The 17,261-nt window shown below is 39.3% G+C and carries 26 protein-coding genes and 1 tRNA gene; 24 read left to right on the forward strand and 3 right to left on the reverse strand.

Annotated features, from left to right (window positions below; all coding sequences use genetic code 11):
* The first annotated feature begins 131 nt into the window (after positions 1–131).
* From DXD92_RS04370 to DXD92_RS04385, 4 genes are all read left to right on the forward strand, one after another.
* Positions 132–338, forward strand: coding sequence for a hypothetical protein (locus tag DXD92_RS04370; RefSeq protein WP_118640160.1), 207 nt, complete (start codon positions 132–134; stop codon positions 336–338).
* A 170-nt stretch (positions 339–508) separates the two neighbouring features.
* Positions 509–1,060, forward strand: a complete 552-nt coding sequence (locus tag DXD92_RS04375; protein ID WP_158581765.1) for a leucine-rich repeat domain-containing protein — start codon at positions 509–511, stop codon at positions 1,058–1,060.
* A gap of 75 nt (positions 1,061–1,135) precedes the next feature.
* Positions 1,136–2,056, forward strand: coding sequence for an AAA family ATPase (locus tag DXD92_RS04380; RefSeq protein ID WP_118640162.1), 921 nt, complete (start codon positions 1,136–1,138; stop codon positions 2,054–2,056).
* A gap of 18 nt (positions 2,057–2,074) precedes the next feature.
* Entirely contained in the window at positions 2,075–2,605 is a 531-nt protein-coding gene (locus DXD92_RS04385; RefSeq protein ID WP_118640163.1) for a hypothetical protein, read from the forward strand.
* Here the strand turns inward: DXD92_RS04385 and DXD92_RS04390 are convergent.
* Positions 2,587–3,204, reverse strand: coding sequence for a transposase (locus DXD92_RS04390; protein ID WP_243104835.1), 618 nt, complete (start codon positions 3,202–3,204; stop codon positions 2,587–2,589). The genes DXD92_RS04385 and DXD92_RS04390 overlap by 19 nt on opposite strands.
* Positions 3,205–3,347: 143 nt before the next feature.
* Here DXD92_RS04390 and DXD92_RS19625 point away from each other — a divergent pair, with 143 nt between their 5' ends.
* Entirely contained in the window at positions 3,348–3,566 is a 219-nt protein-coding gene (locus tag DXD92_RS19625; protein WP_270476084.1) for a GNAT family N-acetyltransferase, read from the forward strand.
* 102 nt (positions 3,567–3,668) lie between these two features.
* A complete protein-coding gene (locus DXD92_RS04400) occupies positions 3,669–4,208 on the forward strand; it encodes a GrpB family protein (RefSeq protein WP_118640164.1) in 540 nt (179 codons plus the stop codon).
* Between the two features lie 373 nt (positions 4,209–4,581).
* On the opposite strand, the gene DXD92_RS04405 is transcribed toward DXD92_RS04400, so the two are convergent.
* Positions 4,582–5,655, reverse strand: a complete 1,074-nt coding sequence (locus DXD92_RS04405; protein WP_118640165.1) for an IS1380 family transposase — start codon at positions 5,653–5,655, stop codon at positions 4,582–4,584.
* A gap of 216 nt (positions 5,656–5,871) precedes the next feature.
* Here DXD92_RS04405 and DXD92_RS18475 point away from each other — a divergent pair, with 216 nt between their 5' ends.
* From DXD92_RS18475 to DXD92_RS04465, 15 genes are all read left to right on the forward strand, one after another.
* Positions 5,872–6,024, forward strand: a complete 153-nt coding sequence (locus DXD92_RS18475) for a hypothetical protein (RefSeq protein ID WP_158581766.1) — start codon at positions 5,872–5,874, stop codon at positions 6,022–6,024.
* Between the two features lie 162 nt (positions 6,025–6,186).
* Positions 6,187–6,606: a hypothetical protein gene (locus tag DXD92_RS04410; RefSeq protein ID WP_118640166.1), complete on the forward strand. Its 420-nt coding sequence runs from the start codon at positions 6,187–6,189 to the stop codon at positions 6,604–6,606.
* A gap of 159 nt (positions 6,607–6,765) precedes the next feature.
* Complete coding sequence (locus DXD92_RS04415) at positions 6,766–6,954, forward strand: hypothetical protein (protein ID WP_117802196.1); 189 nt, start codon at positions 6,766–6,768, stop codon at positions 6,952–6,954.
* A complete protein-coding gene (locus DXD92_RS04420; protein ID WP_147399289.1) occupies positions 6,951–7,349 on the forward strand; it encodes a hypothetical protein in 399 nt (132 codons plus the stop codon). The genes DXD92_RS04415 and DXD92_RS04420 overlap by 4 nt, the downstream gene beginning before the upstream one ends.
* 395 nt (positions 7,350–7,744) lie before the next feature.
* Positions 7,745–8,986: an RNA-guided endonuclease IscB gene (gene iscB / locus DXD92_RS04425; RefSeq protein ID WP_118640168.1), complete on the forward strand. Its 1,242-nt coding sequence runs from the start codon at positions 7,745–7,747 to the stop codon at positions 8,984–8,986.
* Between the two features lie 145 nt (positions 8,987–9,131).
* Positions 9,132–9,815: a hypothetical protein gene (locus DXD92_RS04430; RefSeq protein WP_147399290.1), complete on the forward strand. Its 684-nt coding sequence runs from the start codon at positions 9,132–9,134 to the stop codon at positions 9,813–9,815.
* A 143-nt stretch (positions 9,816–9,958) separates the two neighbouring features.
* Positions 9,959–10,031 (forward strand) — tRNA-Gln (locus DXD92_RS04435).
* Positions 10,032–10,366: 335 nt separating this feature from the next.
* Positions 10,367–11,176: a radical SAM protein gene (locus DXD92_RS04440; protein ID WP_118640170.1), complete on the forward strand. Its 810-nt coding sequence runs from the start codon at positions 10,367–10,369 to the stop codon at positions 11,174–11,176.
* A 6-nt stretch (positions 11,177–11,182) separates the two neighbouring features.
* Positions 11,183–11,434, forward strand: coding sequence for a hypothetical protein (locus DXD92_RS04445; RefSeq protein ID WP_117802191.1), 252 nt, complete (start codon positions 11,183–11,185; stop codon positions 11,432–11,434).
* Between the two features lie 194 nt (positions 11,435–11,628).
* Complete coding sequence (locus DXD92_RS04450) at positions 11,629–11,808, forward strand: hypothetical protein (RefSeq protein ID WP_118640171.1); 180 nt, start codon at positions 11,629–11,631, stop codon at positions 11,806–11,808.
* A 22-nt stretch (positions 11,809–11,830) separates the two neighbouring features.
* Positions 11,831–12,148 (forward strand): hypothetical protein, encoded by a 318-nt coding sequence (locus DXD92_RS04455; protein ID WP_117802189.1) that lies wholly within the window; start codon positions 11,831–11,833, stop codon positions 12,146–12,148.
* A 325-nt stretch (positions 12,149–12,473) separates the two neighbouring features.
* Positions 12,474–12,644 (forward strand): hypothetical protein, encoded by a 171-nt coding sequence (locus DXD92_RS18480; protein WP_158568358.1) that lies wholly within the window; start codon positions 12,474–12,476, stop codon positions 12,642–12,644.
* A gap of 59 nt (positions 12,645–12,703) precedes the next feature.
* Positions 12,704–12,868, forward strand: coding sequence for a hypothetical protein (locus DXD92_RS18485; protein WP_158568357.1), 165 nt, complete (start codon positions 12,704–12,706; stop codon positions 12,866–12,868).
* A 1-nt stretch (position 12,869) separates the two neighbouring features.
* Complete coding sequence (locus tag DXD92_RS04460; RefSeq protein ID WP_117802188.1) at positions 12,870–13,115, forward strand: hypothetical protein; 246 nt, start codon at positions 12,870–12,872, stop codon at positions 13,113–13,115.
* A gap of 22 nt (positions 13,116–13,137) precedes the next feature.
* Positions 13,138–13,380, forward strand: a complete 243-nt coding sequence (locus DXD92_RS04465; protein ID WP_118640172.1) for a hypothetical protein — start codon at positions 13,138–13,140, stop codon at positions 13,378–13,380.
* Between the two features lie 78 nt (positions 13,381–13,458).
* Here DXD92_RS04465 and DXD92_RS04470 read toward each other — a convergent pair whose 3' ends face one another.
* Positions 13,459–14,646, reverse strand: a complete 1,188-nt coding sequence (locus tag DXD92_RS04470) for a transposase (RefSeq protein WP_238046251.1) — start codon at positions 14,644–14,646, stop codon at positions 13,459–13,461.
* A gap of 116 nt (positions 14,647–14,762) precedes the next feature.
* On the opposite strand from DXD92_RS04470, the gene DXD92_RS04475 reads away from it, so the two are divergent.
* The 3 genes from DXD92_RS04475 to DXD92_RS04485 all read left to right on the forward strand — a co-directional run bounded on the left by DXD92_RS04475 (position 14,763) and on the right by DXD92_RS04485 (position 17,248).
* Positions 14,763–15,437, forward strand: a complete 675-nt coding sequence (locus tag DXD92_RS04475) for an ImmA/IrrE family metallo-endopeptidase (RefSeq protein WP_118640173.1) — start codon at positions 14,763–14,765, stop codon at positions 15,435–15,437.
* 311 nt (positions 15,438–15,748) lie between these two features.
* Entirely contained in the window at positions 15,749–16,969 is a 1,221-nt protein-coding gene (locus DXD92_RS04480) for a hypothetical protein (RefSeq protein WP_117802185.1), read from the forward strand.
* A gap of 9 nt (positions 16,970–16,978) precedes the next feature.
* The gene (locus tag DXD92_RS04485) at positions 16,979–17,248 is read left to right on the forward strand and encodes a hypothetical protein (RefSeq protein WP_147343068.1); all 270 of its coding nucleotides are present in this window, start codon (positions 16,979–16,981) and stop codon (positions 17,246–17,248) included.
* Positions 17,249–17,261 lie beyond the last annotated feature (13 nt).

Below are 17,261 nucleotides of genomic sequence, written 5' to 3' on the forward strand. Positions count from 1 at the left end.
CATCTTCTTTTTTATGATTGTAGCATCCGAGTCTACTTAGAGGGTTGATACTGTTTTTTTGTACGTGAAATACGATTTAACATTTTTTTCTAATACTATATGTGAAAAGAGTTTATAAGGAGGGAAGAATTGTGCAAAGCATAACAATTGAGAATTCTTTGTATGTAGGTTCAAATGATGCCGTACGTCTGCAGCTTTCTGATGGTACAAGCATTTCTGGAATTATTTCGAATCTGAACAATTTCATTGTTGTGGTCGAAGATGAAAATGGAACCGAAACCTCAATCTATATTGGGGATATTGTGGGTTGCGCTTCGGAAGTGTCTAAAAAGAAGTAACGCCGCATACATCAAAAAATATTCAGAGAAAGGATTTGGGTATGAAAAAGGGAAAAATTGTGTTAGGATTATGTGGATTTTGCCTCCTTTTGAGCAGTTGCGGCAGCTCCCAAAATGCAACAGTAGGCAATAACACTGATCCGAACAACCATTCGGTATCTACAACTTCAATGAGCAGGGAAACGTCCGATATCCAGTATCTTAAAAAGGATCTGGAGAATGGAACAGTATCTATCTGGTATTTTGAGACATCAACCCCGCAGGATACCATCGCCATTCCGGAAGAAATTAACGGAAAGACAGTCAGTCAGATTGGTGAGCGGCTTTTTGAAGGAAATGAAGAAGTAAAGACGGTTATTTTACCGAAAACGGTTCGGGCAATTGGCAACAGCGCATTTAACTTTGCAACAACACTGGAAAAAGTTGAAATCTCAGGTCCAGTGGAGATATTAGAAAACAGCAGCTTCTATGGCTGCGATTCCTTGCAAGAGCTGAATTTCCCGGACGGATTAAAAAAGATTGGGGATCACGCAATCACAGCGTGTAGCTCTTTGACAGATCTTTATCTCCCGGGAACCGTAGAGGAAATTGATGAGGACAATTTTGCATTGTGCGGAGAGCCATTAAAGATTCACGTTCCGGCGGGATCGGAAACGGAAGCACGGTTACAGGAAATCATGAAAAGCAATGACGATTTGAATATACAAATTGTAGAAGAATAACCGTTTATCTTGGCGATAAGTTTGGAAATCTTTTACGTGAAATTGTCGAGAAAAATATAGAAAGGATTTATTGAAATGTCTGGTTTGGATAAAAATATGCTACTCGTAATCGAATGTTTGGCTAAAAACAGAATTCAAGATGCGAAAAAAGCAGCAATAGCATGTTGTGCGAATGACACAACGAAAAAAAATCAACGGCAGATTAATTACTGCAAAAACCTGCTGAACATCGGCAGCTTAGAGTTGACTACCTTGCCGGCTAATTTGCAAGGGCTTATCCATATTCAGGATGTGTCTGATTTTCCCGAAAATCGTTATTATGTAGGCACTGTTCAACGGCAGTTATACGATAAGATTTATGCGGGAACTCAGGTTGCATACAGATTAGCGGACTATGCTATTTCATACCGTAACGGCAGTTTGATTTACGGATTACCGGGAACTGGAAAGACGGAATTTGCAAAGTATGTTGCATATAAACTGCAAATTCCCTATATATACCTTAACTTTTCCAATTTAATTGAATCCTATCTTGGAAAAACTGCTAAGAATTTGCAGACGGTATTTCAATATTGCCAAAACGTCCCTTGTGTATTGATGCTGGATGAAATTGATTGTATCGGTCTTGAGCGCGGTCATGATACGGGAGCAGATGGGGAGCTTGGCCGAACAACGATTTCCTTAATGCAATGCTTAGATACACTTGCCGCAGGGCAAGTGGTAATTGCAGCAACAAATCGCTCAGACAGACTGGATAAGGCTCTGCTTCGAAGATTCCGTAATAAGGTGGAGTTTACCCCGTATGGACCGGATGAAGAGTTGCAGATGATCCAAAAGTTCATTAAAGATATTGATGCCTTAGAACTGGATACTGATCTGCAGAACTATGCAAAAGGGAACCATTCACAGGCGGAAACCGTAGATTACCTTACGGAAAAGCTTGGGTCACTCCTGCTTCAGGATATTTTGGAAGCAGAGAAGAAACGTGCTAATTAATAGGGGGGGGGATTTTAGATGATCCTAAAAATCGAACAACAGCGAAAAGAGCTGTTTTCAGCAGATTTTACAATCTGGCATTTAGAGAAAAAAGTGGGTTCTATTTCAGTTCAGGGAAAATTGGGAAGTATGGAAGCCGAAATCACCATCCACTTGTTCGATAAGGACTATTATATGGTATATGCTGGCGGCTTTTTGAAAGAACGTCCGCTGCCAGACAAAAGCAAAGCTTACAGGCCGTATAAGATTTTCAACTCTGAACATCGAATCTTAGGTAACGTTGCACAGATTGATCAAAGAGAAGGCTGGTTTACGACTATCAGTTATATGCACATGTACATAGTCGACCAGGAGCAGTATGATCTGTATCCGATTGGCTTTGGAGCAGAAGGAGGAAAACATCCGGTTTATTGTGGTAATAAGCAGATTGCTCAGATTGATAAACCCTGTGAAATCTATAATGATCTCCATCATTATACAATCTATGCTGTAGATCAAGATGCCGCAGAAATCTCAGCCTTATTTGCTGCCTATATGTATTTTAAATGAAGGGCAAACTCACTGGCTTTTTGACGGATCCTGCATGGATAAATGATCCGGTTAGTTTTTAAGGCCCCAATTGTATAGAAGCCTTTCTGAATAAAACTGTCCATCACTTTTGCAGATGTGTACCAGCTGTCACAAAGGAAGTAAGAGATCACTGGAGCTATGGGAAGTTCCTTTGCAATTTCCTGTACGATCTGGATCTTTGATCTTGATTTATCATACAGGATAACAGCATAATTCAAAATGATTCCATTACAGGAAAGCATAACGGAAACGACCTGATGACCATAATCCTGGCACCCTTTTAAATGAGACTGATGGAAATAAGCGGCCTCAATGGGATGCAAAGCCTGTGACGAGGGCTTTGCATGTGAAGCGATCGTATCATCCACAATGCACAAAATGGGCTGGCCGGAACGTTGAGCTTCTTGATAAATGATCTGGATCACACTGCTTTTTAACGTATCCTGCAAAGCAAGGTCATTCCACTTGCCATGATTCAGGAAATAAGCGATTGTGGTTCTGTGGTGATGGCTCACTTGAGCAAAATCAATGGTTTTTCCTCTGTATCCACGAAGGAAAACAGAAACAATAATCGTCATTAAATGGTTCAGATATACGTCGGATAAAAACTGACCAAGTTTTAGAGTTTTAAAGTACTTGTAAATTTTGTTAGAATGATGTATACTATTCGGAAAACATTATAGATACAAGGCATTACTACGAAGTTTGGTACAAATAAAAAATAGTTGCTTTTGGAGGTGTAAGCAGAGATAAGAGCCAAGAAAAGCAATGTTACTTTACCGCTATTTTTGTAAATCCCGATTTTTGCAAGAAAGGTATAGGCAAAAAAATAGTGGAATTTCTTGAAAACGACGAATGGTGTTTGGATAGCAAATTGATAGAAATTCCTTCTTCGAAGAGTGCCCATAAGTTTTATTATAAATGTGGATATTGTTATTGAGATTATCCGCCTACTTTTAGAAATGGGACAACAATCATGTATAAAAAACGATGAAATTCCAGTTTGACATACTGGAAAGTCGGGATTTATGGAGGTACATATATGCAAATTGGATTGAAAGGAAGAACTGTTTTAGTTGAGCCACATAGGATTGAATGGGAAATAGCAGCGCAGGAAACTATTAGCAGTTTAAAAAAAATATTAAAAGATGATATTATAGACGCACAGCATATCGGAAGTACTGCAATAAAAAACATCTGCGCAAAACCTACGGTGGATATAGTTGTGGGCGTGAGTAACTTTGATAAAATTATAAAGCATAATGACGATTTGATGAAAAATGGTATTGTTTATCATATGCAATACCCTTCTGGGCAATATTTGTATGTCATGGGCGATTTGGAAAATAATATACGGACGCATTATATCCATGTAGTCATTTGGGGACAAGAGGCATGGAATAATTATATAAATATGCGTGACTATTTGAATACCCACGAAAAGGAGGCTAAGGAATATTCAGAATTAAAAGAACGCTTAGCAAAAAAATATCCAGAGGATAGAAGTGCCTATACCAATGGTAAAAGTGCATTTATTGAAAAAATTTTACTAATGGCGGCTAAGTGGCGTGAACAGTTATAAAAATACCTGCTTGTTGGGAAGTTGCAGAGAGTGAAAAATCGAAATCTGAGAGGGAAAACATTATGAAAAAACATTTGGGTATTTTGTGTTCTTTAATATTGGTTTTATCATTAGCAGCGTGTGGAACAGATTTTGACGGTAGCCGAACAGGAAATAATAATGAGTTTGTGATGGACTATAAGGTATTTCCTGAATCCGTGAAGTTCATCCTTTTTTATAACCAGTTCCTAAAATGAAACTGGTTGTCGATTACTTTTGTTGTTAATAGCGGTATTTTTTAAGCAGTTCCCTTATTAGAGGTCGTTTTGATCAGGATTTTTGTAAAAATGGGTACACGAAATAAAACTTTTATATGAACTTATTAGTTATCTCATTACACGGCGACACTGTTTTCACAATAATCTGCAAAAAGATGACGCCATACATTGCTTTTCCCGAGTCCCATTATCAATTGACGTGCATGTGTTGTGACATGGCTTGCCATCATGATCAGATTGCTGATTACAGTGTGGAGTCTCCGGCGGTTGACATTCCGTTTTTGACGGGGTGACCGGCCTCCGATCGTACCCTGACCAATCATTCGAAGAATGTTGTAGGCGATCAGTCCTAATTCCAGTACCAATGCATTTGTTGTAAATTTACCGGATGGAAGACGCTCCAGATCCATATCTGTTTTAATCTTGCTATGGAACTGTTCACATTCCCCATGGGCATGGTACAGCTGAATGATCTCCTCGTCTGTTGTCCCAAGATTTGTCCACCAGGTTTCGACTTCAACCTCAGGAATCAGAAGAATCTGGCCATATTTGTCCATGGTACGCTCAGTGATTTCATATCTGGTGCGCAGTGTAAATTCTTTTTTAAACTGCTTACTGCAAACATCTTTCCAGTTACTTCCGACATATACGGTTTTTCCGGCTCTGGGCGTTGTGATGTTTTTGCAGCATTGTTTGGCCATATCAAACCATCCATCCTTGCTTTCCCGGCGAAGATTGCGTTTGATGATGAAATAGCAGCCTGCATCGATCAGAACCGCAATATTGTCAATGGAATCATTTCCGGAATCCAGGTGGACCAGTAATGGCTGATCCGTAAGCTTTTTACAGAAGCGGATGGTTTCCTGCAGGAATTCTATCGTTCCATTCTGGCAATGCTGCTTTCCCTCGTGTAGTTCAAAATTAATGGAATCCATCTCATGGACTGCCTCAAAGTATGGTTTTCCCATACAGAGCATCCCGATATAGGTGAGGATGATGTCCCCATTCTTAATCTGATGCTGGGAACGGTTTTTTGTTACATCCATGCGATTGAGTTTTTTGGCAAAATCACTTTTCCCAAGAAGTGCACCGACAACAGCAAGTCCGCTGGCAGGGATAATGTGCTCATTTGTAAATTCGACAATAATGTTTTGGTTCGTATTCAGGGTAAATCTTCGGTTGTTGTTCATGGCAAAACACTCCTTCATAAGTGATTGATGAAATAAGTATACCATGAAATTCATTCACCCAGCAGGTGAAAACGGAAAAACTTGTAAAAACACTTTGAACACTTAAAAATACAGGCTTTTGATGAACTAGCGTGCATTGAATTTCACGGATTCAGGAATGTTACAGAATTAACCGGATTTCGATCCCCGAGCGAGCAAGAGCAGATAGGACGTTATATGCAACGTAAATATCAACGCAGCATTAAATTCGATAAGGTGATGGGTATTTCTTGTGTTATTGTCGGATTTCTTTCGGCGGTATTATCCTTCGGAAATATCGCTGCAATTGCCGTAGCAGTCGCTTTTTTGATTGCTGGCTTTCTTGATTAATACAAGAAATAATAAAACAGCAATGACTTTTGGGGGCAATCGTGATATGATACATATTGAGCTGTAACAGTACGAAACACCACGAAACACTACAAAACGAACTGTAACGGGAGAATATGATACAGACTAAATTGTTGAAGAAAGATAAACGAGGAAAAACGTATGGAGAATTTTGATCAGAAACCTATTTTCCGGTGCCTGATTTGCAATGGACACTTTGGAACTTTGGAGGAAAATGAATATGGACTTTGGGGACATATCATAGATCCAGAAGAAGCCGAACAGGCTGCCCGCGCCGCGGAGCAGAATGGTATGCAATCTGGTTCGAATACTGAGATGAGTCCTTTTTACTATGGCGGCACTACATTTTCAGAATGTTTTCGGGATTTTTTGGATACCGTTGAGGACTATAATTTTGTGCATGATCATCTGGATGACCCTTACGATGAGGACGACTATGATGATTATGATGAGGAGGAAAAAGATTTCTTCCCGGAGATCGTGGATCTGACAGCGGAAGAAATCGAAACTATGTTTGAACATGTTTTAGAAAGTTTCCGAAAAAAATATCCTGAAGAATAAGTTCTCCTTTTAAAAGAAAATAAATATTCGCAAAGCGTGGAATTTTAACAGAATTCCGCGCTTTTTTTCGTACGTGAGAAATTTTTGAAAGTGGATTTGCAATTCTATATAAGAGAGTGTAAATCAGCTCTCTAACGTTTGAAAAGGAGATGGAAGGTTATGGCACTTACACTTGGTGGAATTATTGGAGCTTGTGGACTTTTTTTCGGATTTTTGAGCTTGGTCTTGATGTGTCCAGGTCATCCAAGAGATCCGGAAGAGGATATGGAGCAGATGCGGTATCTTAGTGAGCAGATGCGGAAGAGGGCTGCCAGAAAAAAAAAGCAAAAAAACGGTATTTCAAGATGAGCAGTGAAAGAGTAATGCAAGAAATATGTACAGTAACAGCATTAGGCGAAAACGCGCTAACCAGTATATCCTATGCCAAAGTGGCATTGCAGATGGCGGAAACGCAAAATGGTTGCCGCAAGATTGGTTTGGGATATTCTGGTAATAACGTACAATGTCATCTATGGATTAACACGGAGACATATTTGGCAAATGCTGAAGAATCAGTAACAAAGTTCTTCAGGTATCTCAAATGCTGTTTTTTACCTGAAATCGTGAAAGTGGGTACGAAATCATATTCTCGAAAGGAATGTCTGCAAGCTTTTTCAAAGGATACAGCAGAGCTAAGTAATTTAGAAATCCTGAGTACGAACATTTCAGAACTTTTGCAAATACTAATATCTCTTGGCGGATAGTTTCTTCATATAAAAAGAGGGATCTGAAAGCCTTGATTTTAGCGGGCTGAAGATTCCGAGAGATTATAAAATGTATAGGGACTAATTGTTAAGTAACCAAAAACATAGAAATATGCATTCAAATATAGATAAGAGTGGACACATGAAGTCTCTTATCTATAGCTTAACAATAGGTCTCAAGCCTAAGTGACTGCTACTGTCGAAAGACATGTTGCAGATAGGAACTATGTTAAGCAGTAAGGTAAAGACACACCTTTAGATGTAATCTTCAGTCTGAAGCTCTGTGAGTGCAAACCAGGAAACAATGCTAATGTCCTGCATTGATAACAGGGAACCACAGATCCTCTGCTTGACTTTGGCACGAAGAGAAATTCTCCGTAAGGAAGGTGTCAGAAATGACAAGTTATGCTTTTGTATTAGATGCGAATGGGAAACAATTAGCACCGGCAAAAGAACAAAAAGCATGGTTTCTTATCCGCAAGAAACGAGCAGCATTGGTTAGTAAATATCCAATGGTAATACAATTGAAGAAAGAAATTCCAGAAAATGAAATCTGTAAAGATGAGATTCGTTGTGGAATCGATGATGGTGGGCTTCATGTGGGTATTGCTCTGGTTCAGAAATGTAAAACGAAAAATAAAGTTGTTTTCAAAGGAACCATTGAGCAGCGCAATGATGTAAAGCATCTTATGGAAGTCAGGAGAAGCTATAGACACTATCATCGTTATCACAAAAGATATAGGCCGGCAAGATTCGACAATCGTAAATCGTCTAAAAGAAAAAAACGAATTGCTCCAAGTATCTTACAGAAACGACAAGCTATAATAAGAGTGATCCATTGGCTTAATAAGTGGATAAATATAACAAATTATTGGTTAGAAGATGTTTCTATTGATATTCGAGCATTGACAGATGGGTATAAACCTTATCGTTGGCAATATCAAAAATCTAATAGACTGGATGAAAATATCCGTAAAGCAGCTATTCTAAGAGATGGCGGCAAGTGTATGGAATGCGGAAAATTGAATTGCAGGTTAGAAGTTCATCATATTAAACCAAGAAGACGAAATGGTTCTGACACGTTAGATAATCTAATTACATTATGTAAAAGCTGCCATCAGAAAACGGAAGGCCAGGAAGAATTATATATGGATAGATATTTCTCTCTATTAAAATCTTCTGATCATAAAAACCTGAATTATGCACAACATGTAATGATTGGTAAAGAGTGGCTTAGAAAACAATTGTCCAGTTTGGGAGTATTATATCTGACAAACGGCGGAGATACAGCCAATAAACGCATTGACTGGAATATTGAGAAATCACACGCCAATGATGCTGTCTGTATTACGAATTTGCAACCTGACACCTATGATATGAAAGAATGGACAGTGAAACCCATGCGTAGACAAAGCAAAGCGAAAACCGACAATGTTTTAGGAATTAAGCATAGAGATTTGGTTGAGTATACATTAAAAAATGGCGAAACGCACAGAGGATATGTAACAGCACTATACCCGGAACAAAAAGCGATTAATTTTCAAAGCCCAACAAAACATTGTAAAAAAGTTAATGCGAGGAAGTGCAAATTACGATGGAAATATTCAAAAATCTATTGGTTTGAGAATGCGAGCTAAACACGTTTGTCTATACTTAGACGTAATTAGTTATATTATTTCAAGGAGGTTTTTTATGTTATTAACAATCAAAACGCCGTATACCTGTATGGAATTTCAGGTTACATCCATGCAGGCACGACAACTTATCGACGAAGCATATCAGATGGCTGTTTCAACTCTGAATGAGGAGGATTCAAATAACCCGTTATTTTGTCCCCCGTTTGATCTTCCGGACGTTTCGGAATTCGATGAAGCCCCAGACAATTCAGAATTCGTTATCGGTCCGGCAGCGAGTAAAAACATTGAAGATTTACCAGCAGTAGAGGATCTTTTCCAGCAGGATGTACCTTTTAGCTCTGAGATTGAATATCCCGATCCACTTTCAGAGGACCCTGCTCCGGTGGAACCTATTTCAGATCCAGATTCGCTTACCTATCCATTATCAGATGTTTTGAAAAAATTCCAACCGGAAACCGCAAAAGAAAAAGCTCCGGCAGCATCAGAAGAAGGAATTGAAGCTGCTACAAAGTCAGATGAAGATACAAAAACTGCTCCCGTTTTTTATAAGGGCATGTTGCTCATCCGGTGTCCAAAATGCGGGAATACCTGGGGTGCATGTTACCATGAAGCGATAAAGCAATGCCATTGCAAGTGTGGGAATGCAATTCCGCTGAAAGATTTGAAAGAGGTCTTCTTAAAATGTACTTGCGGAAGGGCATATAAATACATGACAAATATTGAAGAGGAGCAGTTCCGTTTTCCGTGTTATGGATGCAAAAAAGAAATCCAGCTCTTCCGGGACAAGGACGCTTATTATACCGCTGGAAGAGAAGACACTGCGGAGTGATGTTAAAAATAACAGCTTCAAATCGCCAAAAGCAATCATAAACAAATATAAAAGGCTCAACTTTTTTTCGTACGTGAAAACGAATCTAAAAATTTTTTATAATACTATGTAAAGAAGAACTTGTTGAGCCTTCTATCCATTACTGGGGTATGGCCAAGCGGTAAGGCACAGCACTTTGACTGCTGAACTGTGTCGGTTCGAATCCGACTGCCCCAGCTTTTCTCTCGCATCATAAATAGTCGCAATTTCGACTACTTTAGTCTTGGCTGATACTACAATATATGATGCAGAGAATACGTTTGATTCTGTCACAAATTCAGCATTAAGCAGAAGGAAATGTAGTATTTTCATATTAAATTCCAATCAATCAGTGTATGTTGGCGTATTTTTTGCAACATAACAGCCTTTTACGCAAGACTGCAGAACAAATATGCTGGCATAAATGCTGATACAAATGCGTTGCCATATAATATGGATGAAATTTATTTATCGAAAATGGTAATGGAATTGACTACATAGTCTTGACGCATACAATAAAAAGGAGGCGACTTATGATTATTGATGTTACCTATGCATGCAATATGGGCTGTTCCCATTGCATGTCAGATTGTACTCCGGATGGGCTGCATATGCCCATACAGACCTTTCGAAATTCCTTAAACTTCCTGCAGACCTATAAGATCCCAACATGGAATTTTTCCGGCGGAGAAATGTTTGAGCATCCGCAGATCATGGAAATTCTGGATGTTTTAGAGTTCAAATGGACCCAGCTGGCATTTAGATGTCCCATATGTTTTATCACGAATGGGCGTAAATTAGCCCGGGACAGAGAAGTATATGCAAGGGTGACGCAGTTTATCAAAAGATATGGGAATCGTTTGGTACTGATTCAGGTTACAGATGATCCGCGCTTCTATCCAGATCCACTGTCTAAACAGGAAAAATATTGGTTGAATAAGCTGGGAGCCATCATTGAGGCGGTCCCGGGAAACCCGCAGAATCCGCAGAAGTGCTTATACCCGCAAGGCCGCGCCCTTCAGAATTTTCCAAATGCTGACTGGAATGTTATAGGCCCTGAGTGTGCAAATTGCAGGCTTCTTACTTTGCAGAATGTAAACTCCATTTCTCAGATGGTAACCTGCCTGCTCCAGCACGGTAAGGTTTGCACGCCGGTGATTGCTCCGAATGGCGGTATCAAACTGGGTGAATCGGCATTATGTCCTGAAGTGTCTAACATATATAAAAGTGAAGCGGCAATCATTCAGGACATTAGACAATGCACTTGCCAGAAATGCGAAATTGCATGGGATAACTTAAAGAAAGTTCATCCTACTGCGTACTATCTTTGTGGAGGAAAATAGGATAATATGGGAAGTAAAATGGACATTTTTTCAAAGGTTTCAGATGACAAAATGCTGAAAATCTATCATGATATGCTGGAAAGCAACATGATTGGTTCGAAAAGTACAATGATTAGGGCATATGCTAAAGAATTAGCAAGCGTGTATCCTTTCGAGACGAATGCACAGGCAATTGATTTGGCTGAAAAGCTGTTTTTTGAAGAGACAGCCAAAAGATTTTATGGTAGCATGGTGTCAGATAGGGAAAGACATATTTAGATTCCGGAAAGTATAGGAGCTGCAATGGGAAAGGCAAAAAGAAAAATGCGGCCGCAGCCGCCTTGGTGGTGGACGCTTGACAATGATAATTGCTGGTTCTGCAAAAACCGGAATAATTGCGGCGGATGTAAATTGTTAAAGCAACAAAGATCAGAATCCAGAGAAAAGCGTAGAAAAAAGTACAAGGAGAATCGATGAATTTAAGTAAAAAGTCGGAAAAGGCTATTGATATTGCTGGTCGTATAATGAGTGCCGTCCTAAGTTCCGGCATCGACAGTGACGAAGACGGATCTATTTCAGAGGCAATAGAAGAGTTATCACTCTTAAAAAACAAATGTTCAAAAGCAAAAGGACATGCTAAAAACGAAATATAATAATTTCAAGGAGGAATTGCACATGTATTTGGTAAAAACAACTAACGGTGATAAAATTTTAAATTCTGCAGATGCAGTAAAAAGCATAAAGAAAGAGGATATTGAAAAAATATATTTCTTAACGGAAGTTAATTACGATTCTGTGATTTCCAATGCTGACATAAGAGACTGTATTTATTCCTATTTGAAGGGTAAACAACTGTCTAAAGAAACCGTCGTGGACTATGTGGCCAGCGTATTAGACGTTAAGAAAAATGAAGTTTCAAAAGTAATTACTGCAATGAAGCGTGAAAAGATTATCTATGTTGAGAGAGATTATGGCAGTATAGGCATTGACTAAATTTGCCTTCTAAAGGAAGTGATTTTCATCAAAAAGTGCGATAAAGTAAGAATTATTCAATGGTATATAGCGGATCGTATCTATACGGAGAAAAGTTTTAAAGAGATCTATGATCTGAAGCAGCTTGAGGAAATCGTCAGAACAGAAAAGAATATATGGGGACTACGTTCAAGATGTAATCAGTGCATTTCTTCCGATACAGACTATTCTAAAAGATGTCTGGGTTGCATCGAATCTTACACCGGCGGACGCTCCGAAAAATCCGTAGATAACTACAAATTTTGCTATAGCTATTGGAAAAGATTTGCAGAGAGAGGTGAATCTAATGAATAATAAACATGCATCAATAGAGCTGATTGATGAGATGGCGAAAGTCAAAGACGACTTCAAAATTTTGCCTAAAGACATAATTGAAAGTATGCTGGAAGATATGACTGCCGAAGAAAAGGACATGTTGCTGCGGCTGTATATCTTTGGAACAAATATTGATCAGTAAACCAGAGGCAATTCTTACGTTAAATGAGGGTGATCTAAATTAAACGAGCGATAATTTTTATGGAAGTTATTTGTGACCAGTGCGGCGGGGTTGTATCGAGATATTACAACACCAGCAAAGATGTGAGTACCCTAAAGAAAATGGTCAAAAATTGGGCATATGACGAAAAATATGGCAATCTTTGCCCGGAGTGTCTGAAAAAGTTAAGAAAGGAAGCACAGTAAAATGGAAAAGCTGAAATTATATACCGTCACAAAGCCTAGTTCTGATGGTACTTTCGTGACTGGAGACATTATCTGGCTTTCTGCGAATGGAGATCTGAATAGCTGCAAAGGAAAGGGTTGGCTCTCAAAGGCAGAATGGGACGCTTCTGGAACCAATGACTTTGAAGTCGAGCCTTGCAAGACACACTATTTAGATGTCTCACGATGGAGCGAAACGGTCAGAGAAGTAGAAAACATTTCTAAATAAGATTACAAATGGAGATAGACAAATGGAAAGGAATAAATTGTATACGGTTACAAAAGCCAGTTCTGATAATGTAATTAGACTTGGAGATTTGATTTGGTTATCTGAAGATGACGTTTTACATAGCATTATGTATATGGGAACATGTTTAAGGAAAAATTGGGATATTCCTGGTCAAAATGATTTCCAAGTAGAACCTTGTGAAAAGTTTTATCTTGGTGAGTACGATGGTTTACCTATGCCATTAGAAATAAAAATTATATTGTGACTGATGAAAAAATAATAGAGAAAGCGCAAAAACTATACTGATTACTATAAATGAGCAAATATCGAATTTTGCACAAACTTATCCCACAAACTTAAAAGCTTCTTCGAATGAGGCGCTGCTTTTTATGAGGCGGTACAGGTTTGCAAACTGTTCCTGCTTTAGCTGCTGCTTCAAGGATGCGTATCCCTCTTCGAATGTGCAGTAGTTTCCAGAATGCATACAGCACAAATAGTGGACCAACGACATGATCAGCCAATACCTTTGGATTCCCTGACGGGATCGGATTTGATAACTATCCAGCGCAAGTTTACTTTTGCTCTGCCGGAAAAATAATTCAATCGGCCACCGTTTCGTATAGGTGTCCAGGATCTCCTGCGTGGATAACTCTGCATTTGTAGAGAGAAATACACGCAATGCTTTGGGATTCCCAAATCCATCCTTCGGATAGCTGAGGATCACCGCTGCATTTGGAATGCCATTCAACTCCCCTTCATAGCGGTATACATAGAATTCACGGCTGCCAACGGTCACGAGGCTGACATCCGGGTCTGTTTTCCGCAAATGAAGGGCAAATGCACTGGCTTTTTGACGGATCCCGCATGGATAAAGGATTCGGTTGGTCTTTAATGCCCCAACCGTATAGAATCCTTTCCGAATAAAACGGTCCATCACTTTTGCAGTAGTATACCAGCTGTCACAAAGAAAGTAGGAAATGACCGGCGCAGCGGGAAGTTCTTCCGCGATCTCCTGTACAATCTGGATCTTTGATCTTGATTTATCGTACAGGATGACTGCATAATTCAGGGTAATCCCGTTGCAGGAAAGCATAACGGAGACAACCTGATGCCCATAATCCTGACAGCCTTTTAAATGTGATTGATGAAAATACGCAGCTTCGATTGGATGAACCGCCTGTGACGAAGGCCGGGTATGTGAAGCAATCGTATCATCCACAATACAGTAAATCGGTTGTCCGGAACGCTGTGCTTCCCTATAAATGGCTTGGAGGATGCTGCTTTTTAAAACATCCTGCAATGCATCGTCCTTCCATTTTCCGTGATTCAGGAAATAAGCGGTCGTTGTCCTGTGGCAATGGCTGACTTCTTGGAAATCAACTGTTTTTCCCCGGTATCCCCGGAGAAAAACAGACAGGATGATGGTCAATAAGTGGTTCAGATACACATCGGATAAAAATAATCCGAGATTTAATGCTTTCAGGTAATTGTAAATATGTTTGGAATGATGTATACTGTTTGCAACGGACACCCCCTTGTTTGAGTGAGTATGTTGTTTGTTGGTACTTCAATTATACATCCTTCTACAGAGGGTGTCTTTCTTTTGTGCAATATTTTGGATTTGCTCATTTATAGCTGATTAATGAAATGAAAGACGTAAAGAAATATTTTCAGTTTTTACCATCGGACATAATTGAAAATATTTTAAAAGATTTAACCTTGACTAAAAAAGAGGTATTGCTGGAATTGTATATACACGAAAAGGAAAAAGCAAAAATGACGGATTATATAAGAAATATGATCAATTCTTTGGCCGAAGATATTTTAGATATATATAAAATCGGTTTCCGAGTTGATGATATAAACGATTTGGTTCAGAAACTGGGCGGATCTATCCAAATGAAAAAAGATTTTTCCTATGCTTCACTCGAAAAAAATGGAGATGGTTTTAAAATAATTGTATCTTCATATCAAGATGAACAGAGAAAACGTTTTGCTATCGCGCAAGAATTAGGGCATCTTTTTCTGCATATGGGGTACAAAACAAATGCTGAAATTTGGGAAAAACAAGCTGATAAAGTTCCGTTTCAAGAAAAAGATCCAGAAAAGGTGCGGCAGGCAAATGAGTTTGCAGCTGCTCTTTTAATGCCGCGATATATTTTTTTCCTTACTTTGGAAGCAGCGTCGGACATTGCAGAATCTGGAAAAAGAACTATTCATATGCAGGCAGTGGCGGACTTCTTCAATGTGTCGCTGAGTGCGGCATATACTCGAGCAAAGATTTTGGGATTATCTGAAAGAGCTTATTATGAGATGTCGTAAAACCTCTGGCTTTAGCATGGTGATATAAGATATAACCATCGAATTTACGCAGTAATGAAACCGGAAAACTCAACAATAATAGAAGGGCAAGCAGGACTAACGCAAAAAGAAATCAAATTCAGAATAAAAATGGGCAGGAACGGCATCTCAACGATTATAATAGAATTCCACAAACGATCCGCAGTTTTATGCGGGTCGTTTTGTTTTTTACCCTTTCTATAATTCTATATTTATCAGATCAATATAACGAAGGGAGCATACGAAAAAATAACGATCTGAAATATCAATTTGTCAATGAAAGGATAATAACCATGAGAGAAGTAGTTACTGAAAAAATTTTTAGTGGAGAAGAGGATCTTATTCAGATCTCCACAGAAGATCGGCTTTGGGATCTTGTTGAGAAGATGAAACGACTTGAAAAGTATATTCCATGTGTCATCAATGATGTCGCTGTAATTGGAATAGACAAGGAGCAGGAGCTGTTTTTGCAGGAGCAGTGTAGCAATATTGCTGTCAATCTGCATGGTTCCCCCCTGAAAGTCGGCAGCATCGACCCATATAAGCCTGAAAATGCTATCTGTATTCAAAAAGACGGCATGTTCCTTGCATATCCGGGTGAATACGGATATGAAATCCGTCCATTAATCTCTGTGGGATACATTTCTATCCTGAAACGACTTGAGATGGACTGCGGAGCAATGATGCGGTTTGATATCAAAGGTGGTGACCGTTTACCACTGCCAGTGCGTGAGAAAGGACAGATTTTGACAAGGGTAGCCCAGTTGAACTCGAAACTGTGCTATGTCATTACGCTGGATGGCTGCGTTCCCGGTGTCGTATCGGATCAGTACGTTCCATTGCCTTATATTGATCTTCTGAAAGCAATGAAAAAGGTTGTAACGAAAGAACATCCGGATCTGGAGTTTCACTCTGGAACGCTGTCTTTCGAATACCTGATTGCCAACTATTGGCTGAATGATCCGGTTATGGAGCAGTCATTAGCATTAACCATGAAAAATGCCGGATGTGACGTAAAATCCATAAGAGCTGGCATTCGTTTTTCTTCCTCGGACCTTGGGCTTTCCAGTGTATTCCTCAGTATGTTTCTGGAAATCAATGGCATCTCAATGCCGCTTGGTACGGGAATTCAGATGGAACACAAAGGAGATAAAGCCTCTGTTGAAGTCTTTGAGGAGAAATGCGGAGAACTCGGATCGGTTCTGCAGGCGAATGAAGACCGGATTGAAGAATTAGGCAATATGGACGTAAAAGACGTTCCAGGCGTTGTTGCGACCCTGGTTAAGAAAAATGCTTTTCTGCCGAAGAAAGCGGCGGAGAAAGTCTTAGAAGATCTGCGGCTGCAGATGACTTCCGGAACAGGAATTGATGTTTATCTGGCACTCAACCAGATTATTCAGGTGCATTCTACCATGCAAAAGGTAAGTGATGAACGTTTTCTCGCTATGTCAGAAGGCGTAGCAAAACTGATTCACACAGATTTTTCAAAGGTAACTGTACTTGAGGAAGAATAGGTGAATGTTATGAAAAAGAACAAATTGGCAGGAAAGTTTTCACTCCTGCATCGCTTGAATACCGACACAGTGATTATCGGACTGCTCCCAGGCATCAATGTAAACGAATTAACCTCAACCGATTTACGATATCTGGCCGCCTTTTATCTTGGTGGCGCAGTATATCGAAATAGTATGGTTACAGGTAAAATTTTCAAGGATTACTGCGGACCATCTAAATATCCGATCGGGAACTATGCGAAAGTCTTGCAAGTCACTGCGAAAAAATATAGTCATTAAAAAGGATATTTAG

This window comes from Blautia sp. TM10-2, from assembly GCF_003480845.1.
Classification (GTDB): Bacteria; Bacillota; Clostridia; order Lachnospirales; family Lachnospiraceae; genus Fusicatenibacter; species Fusicatenibacter saccharivorans.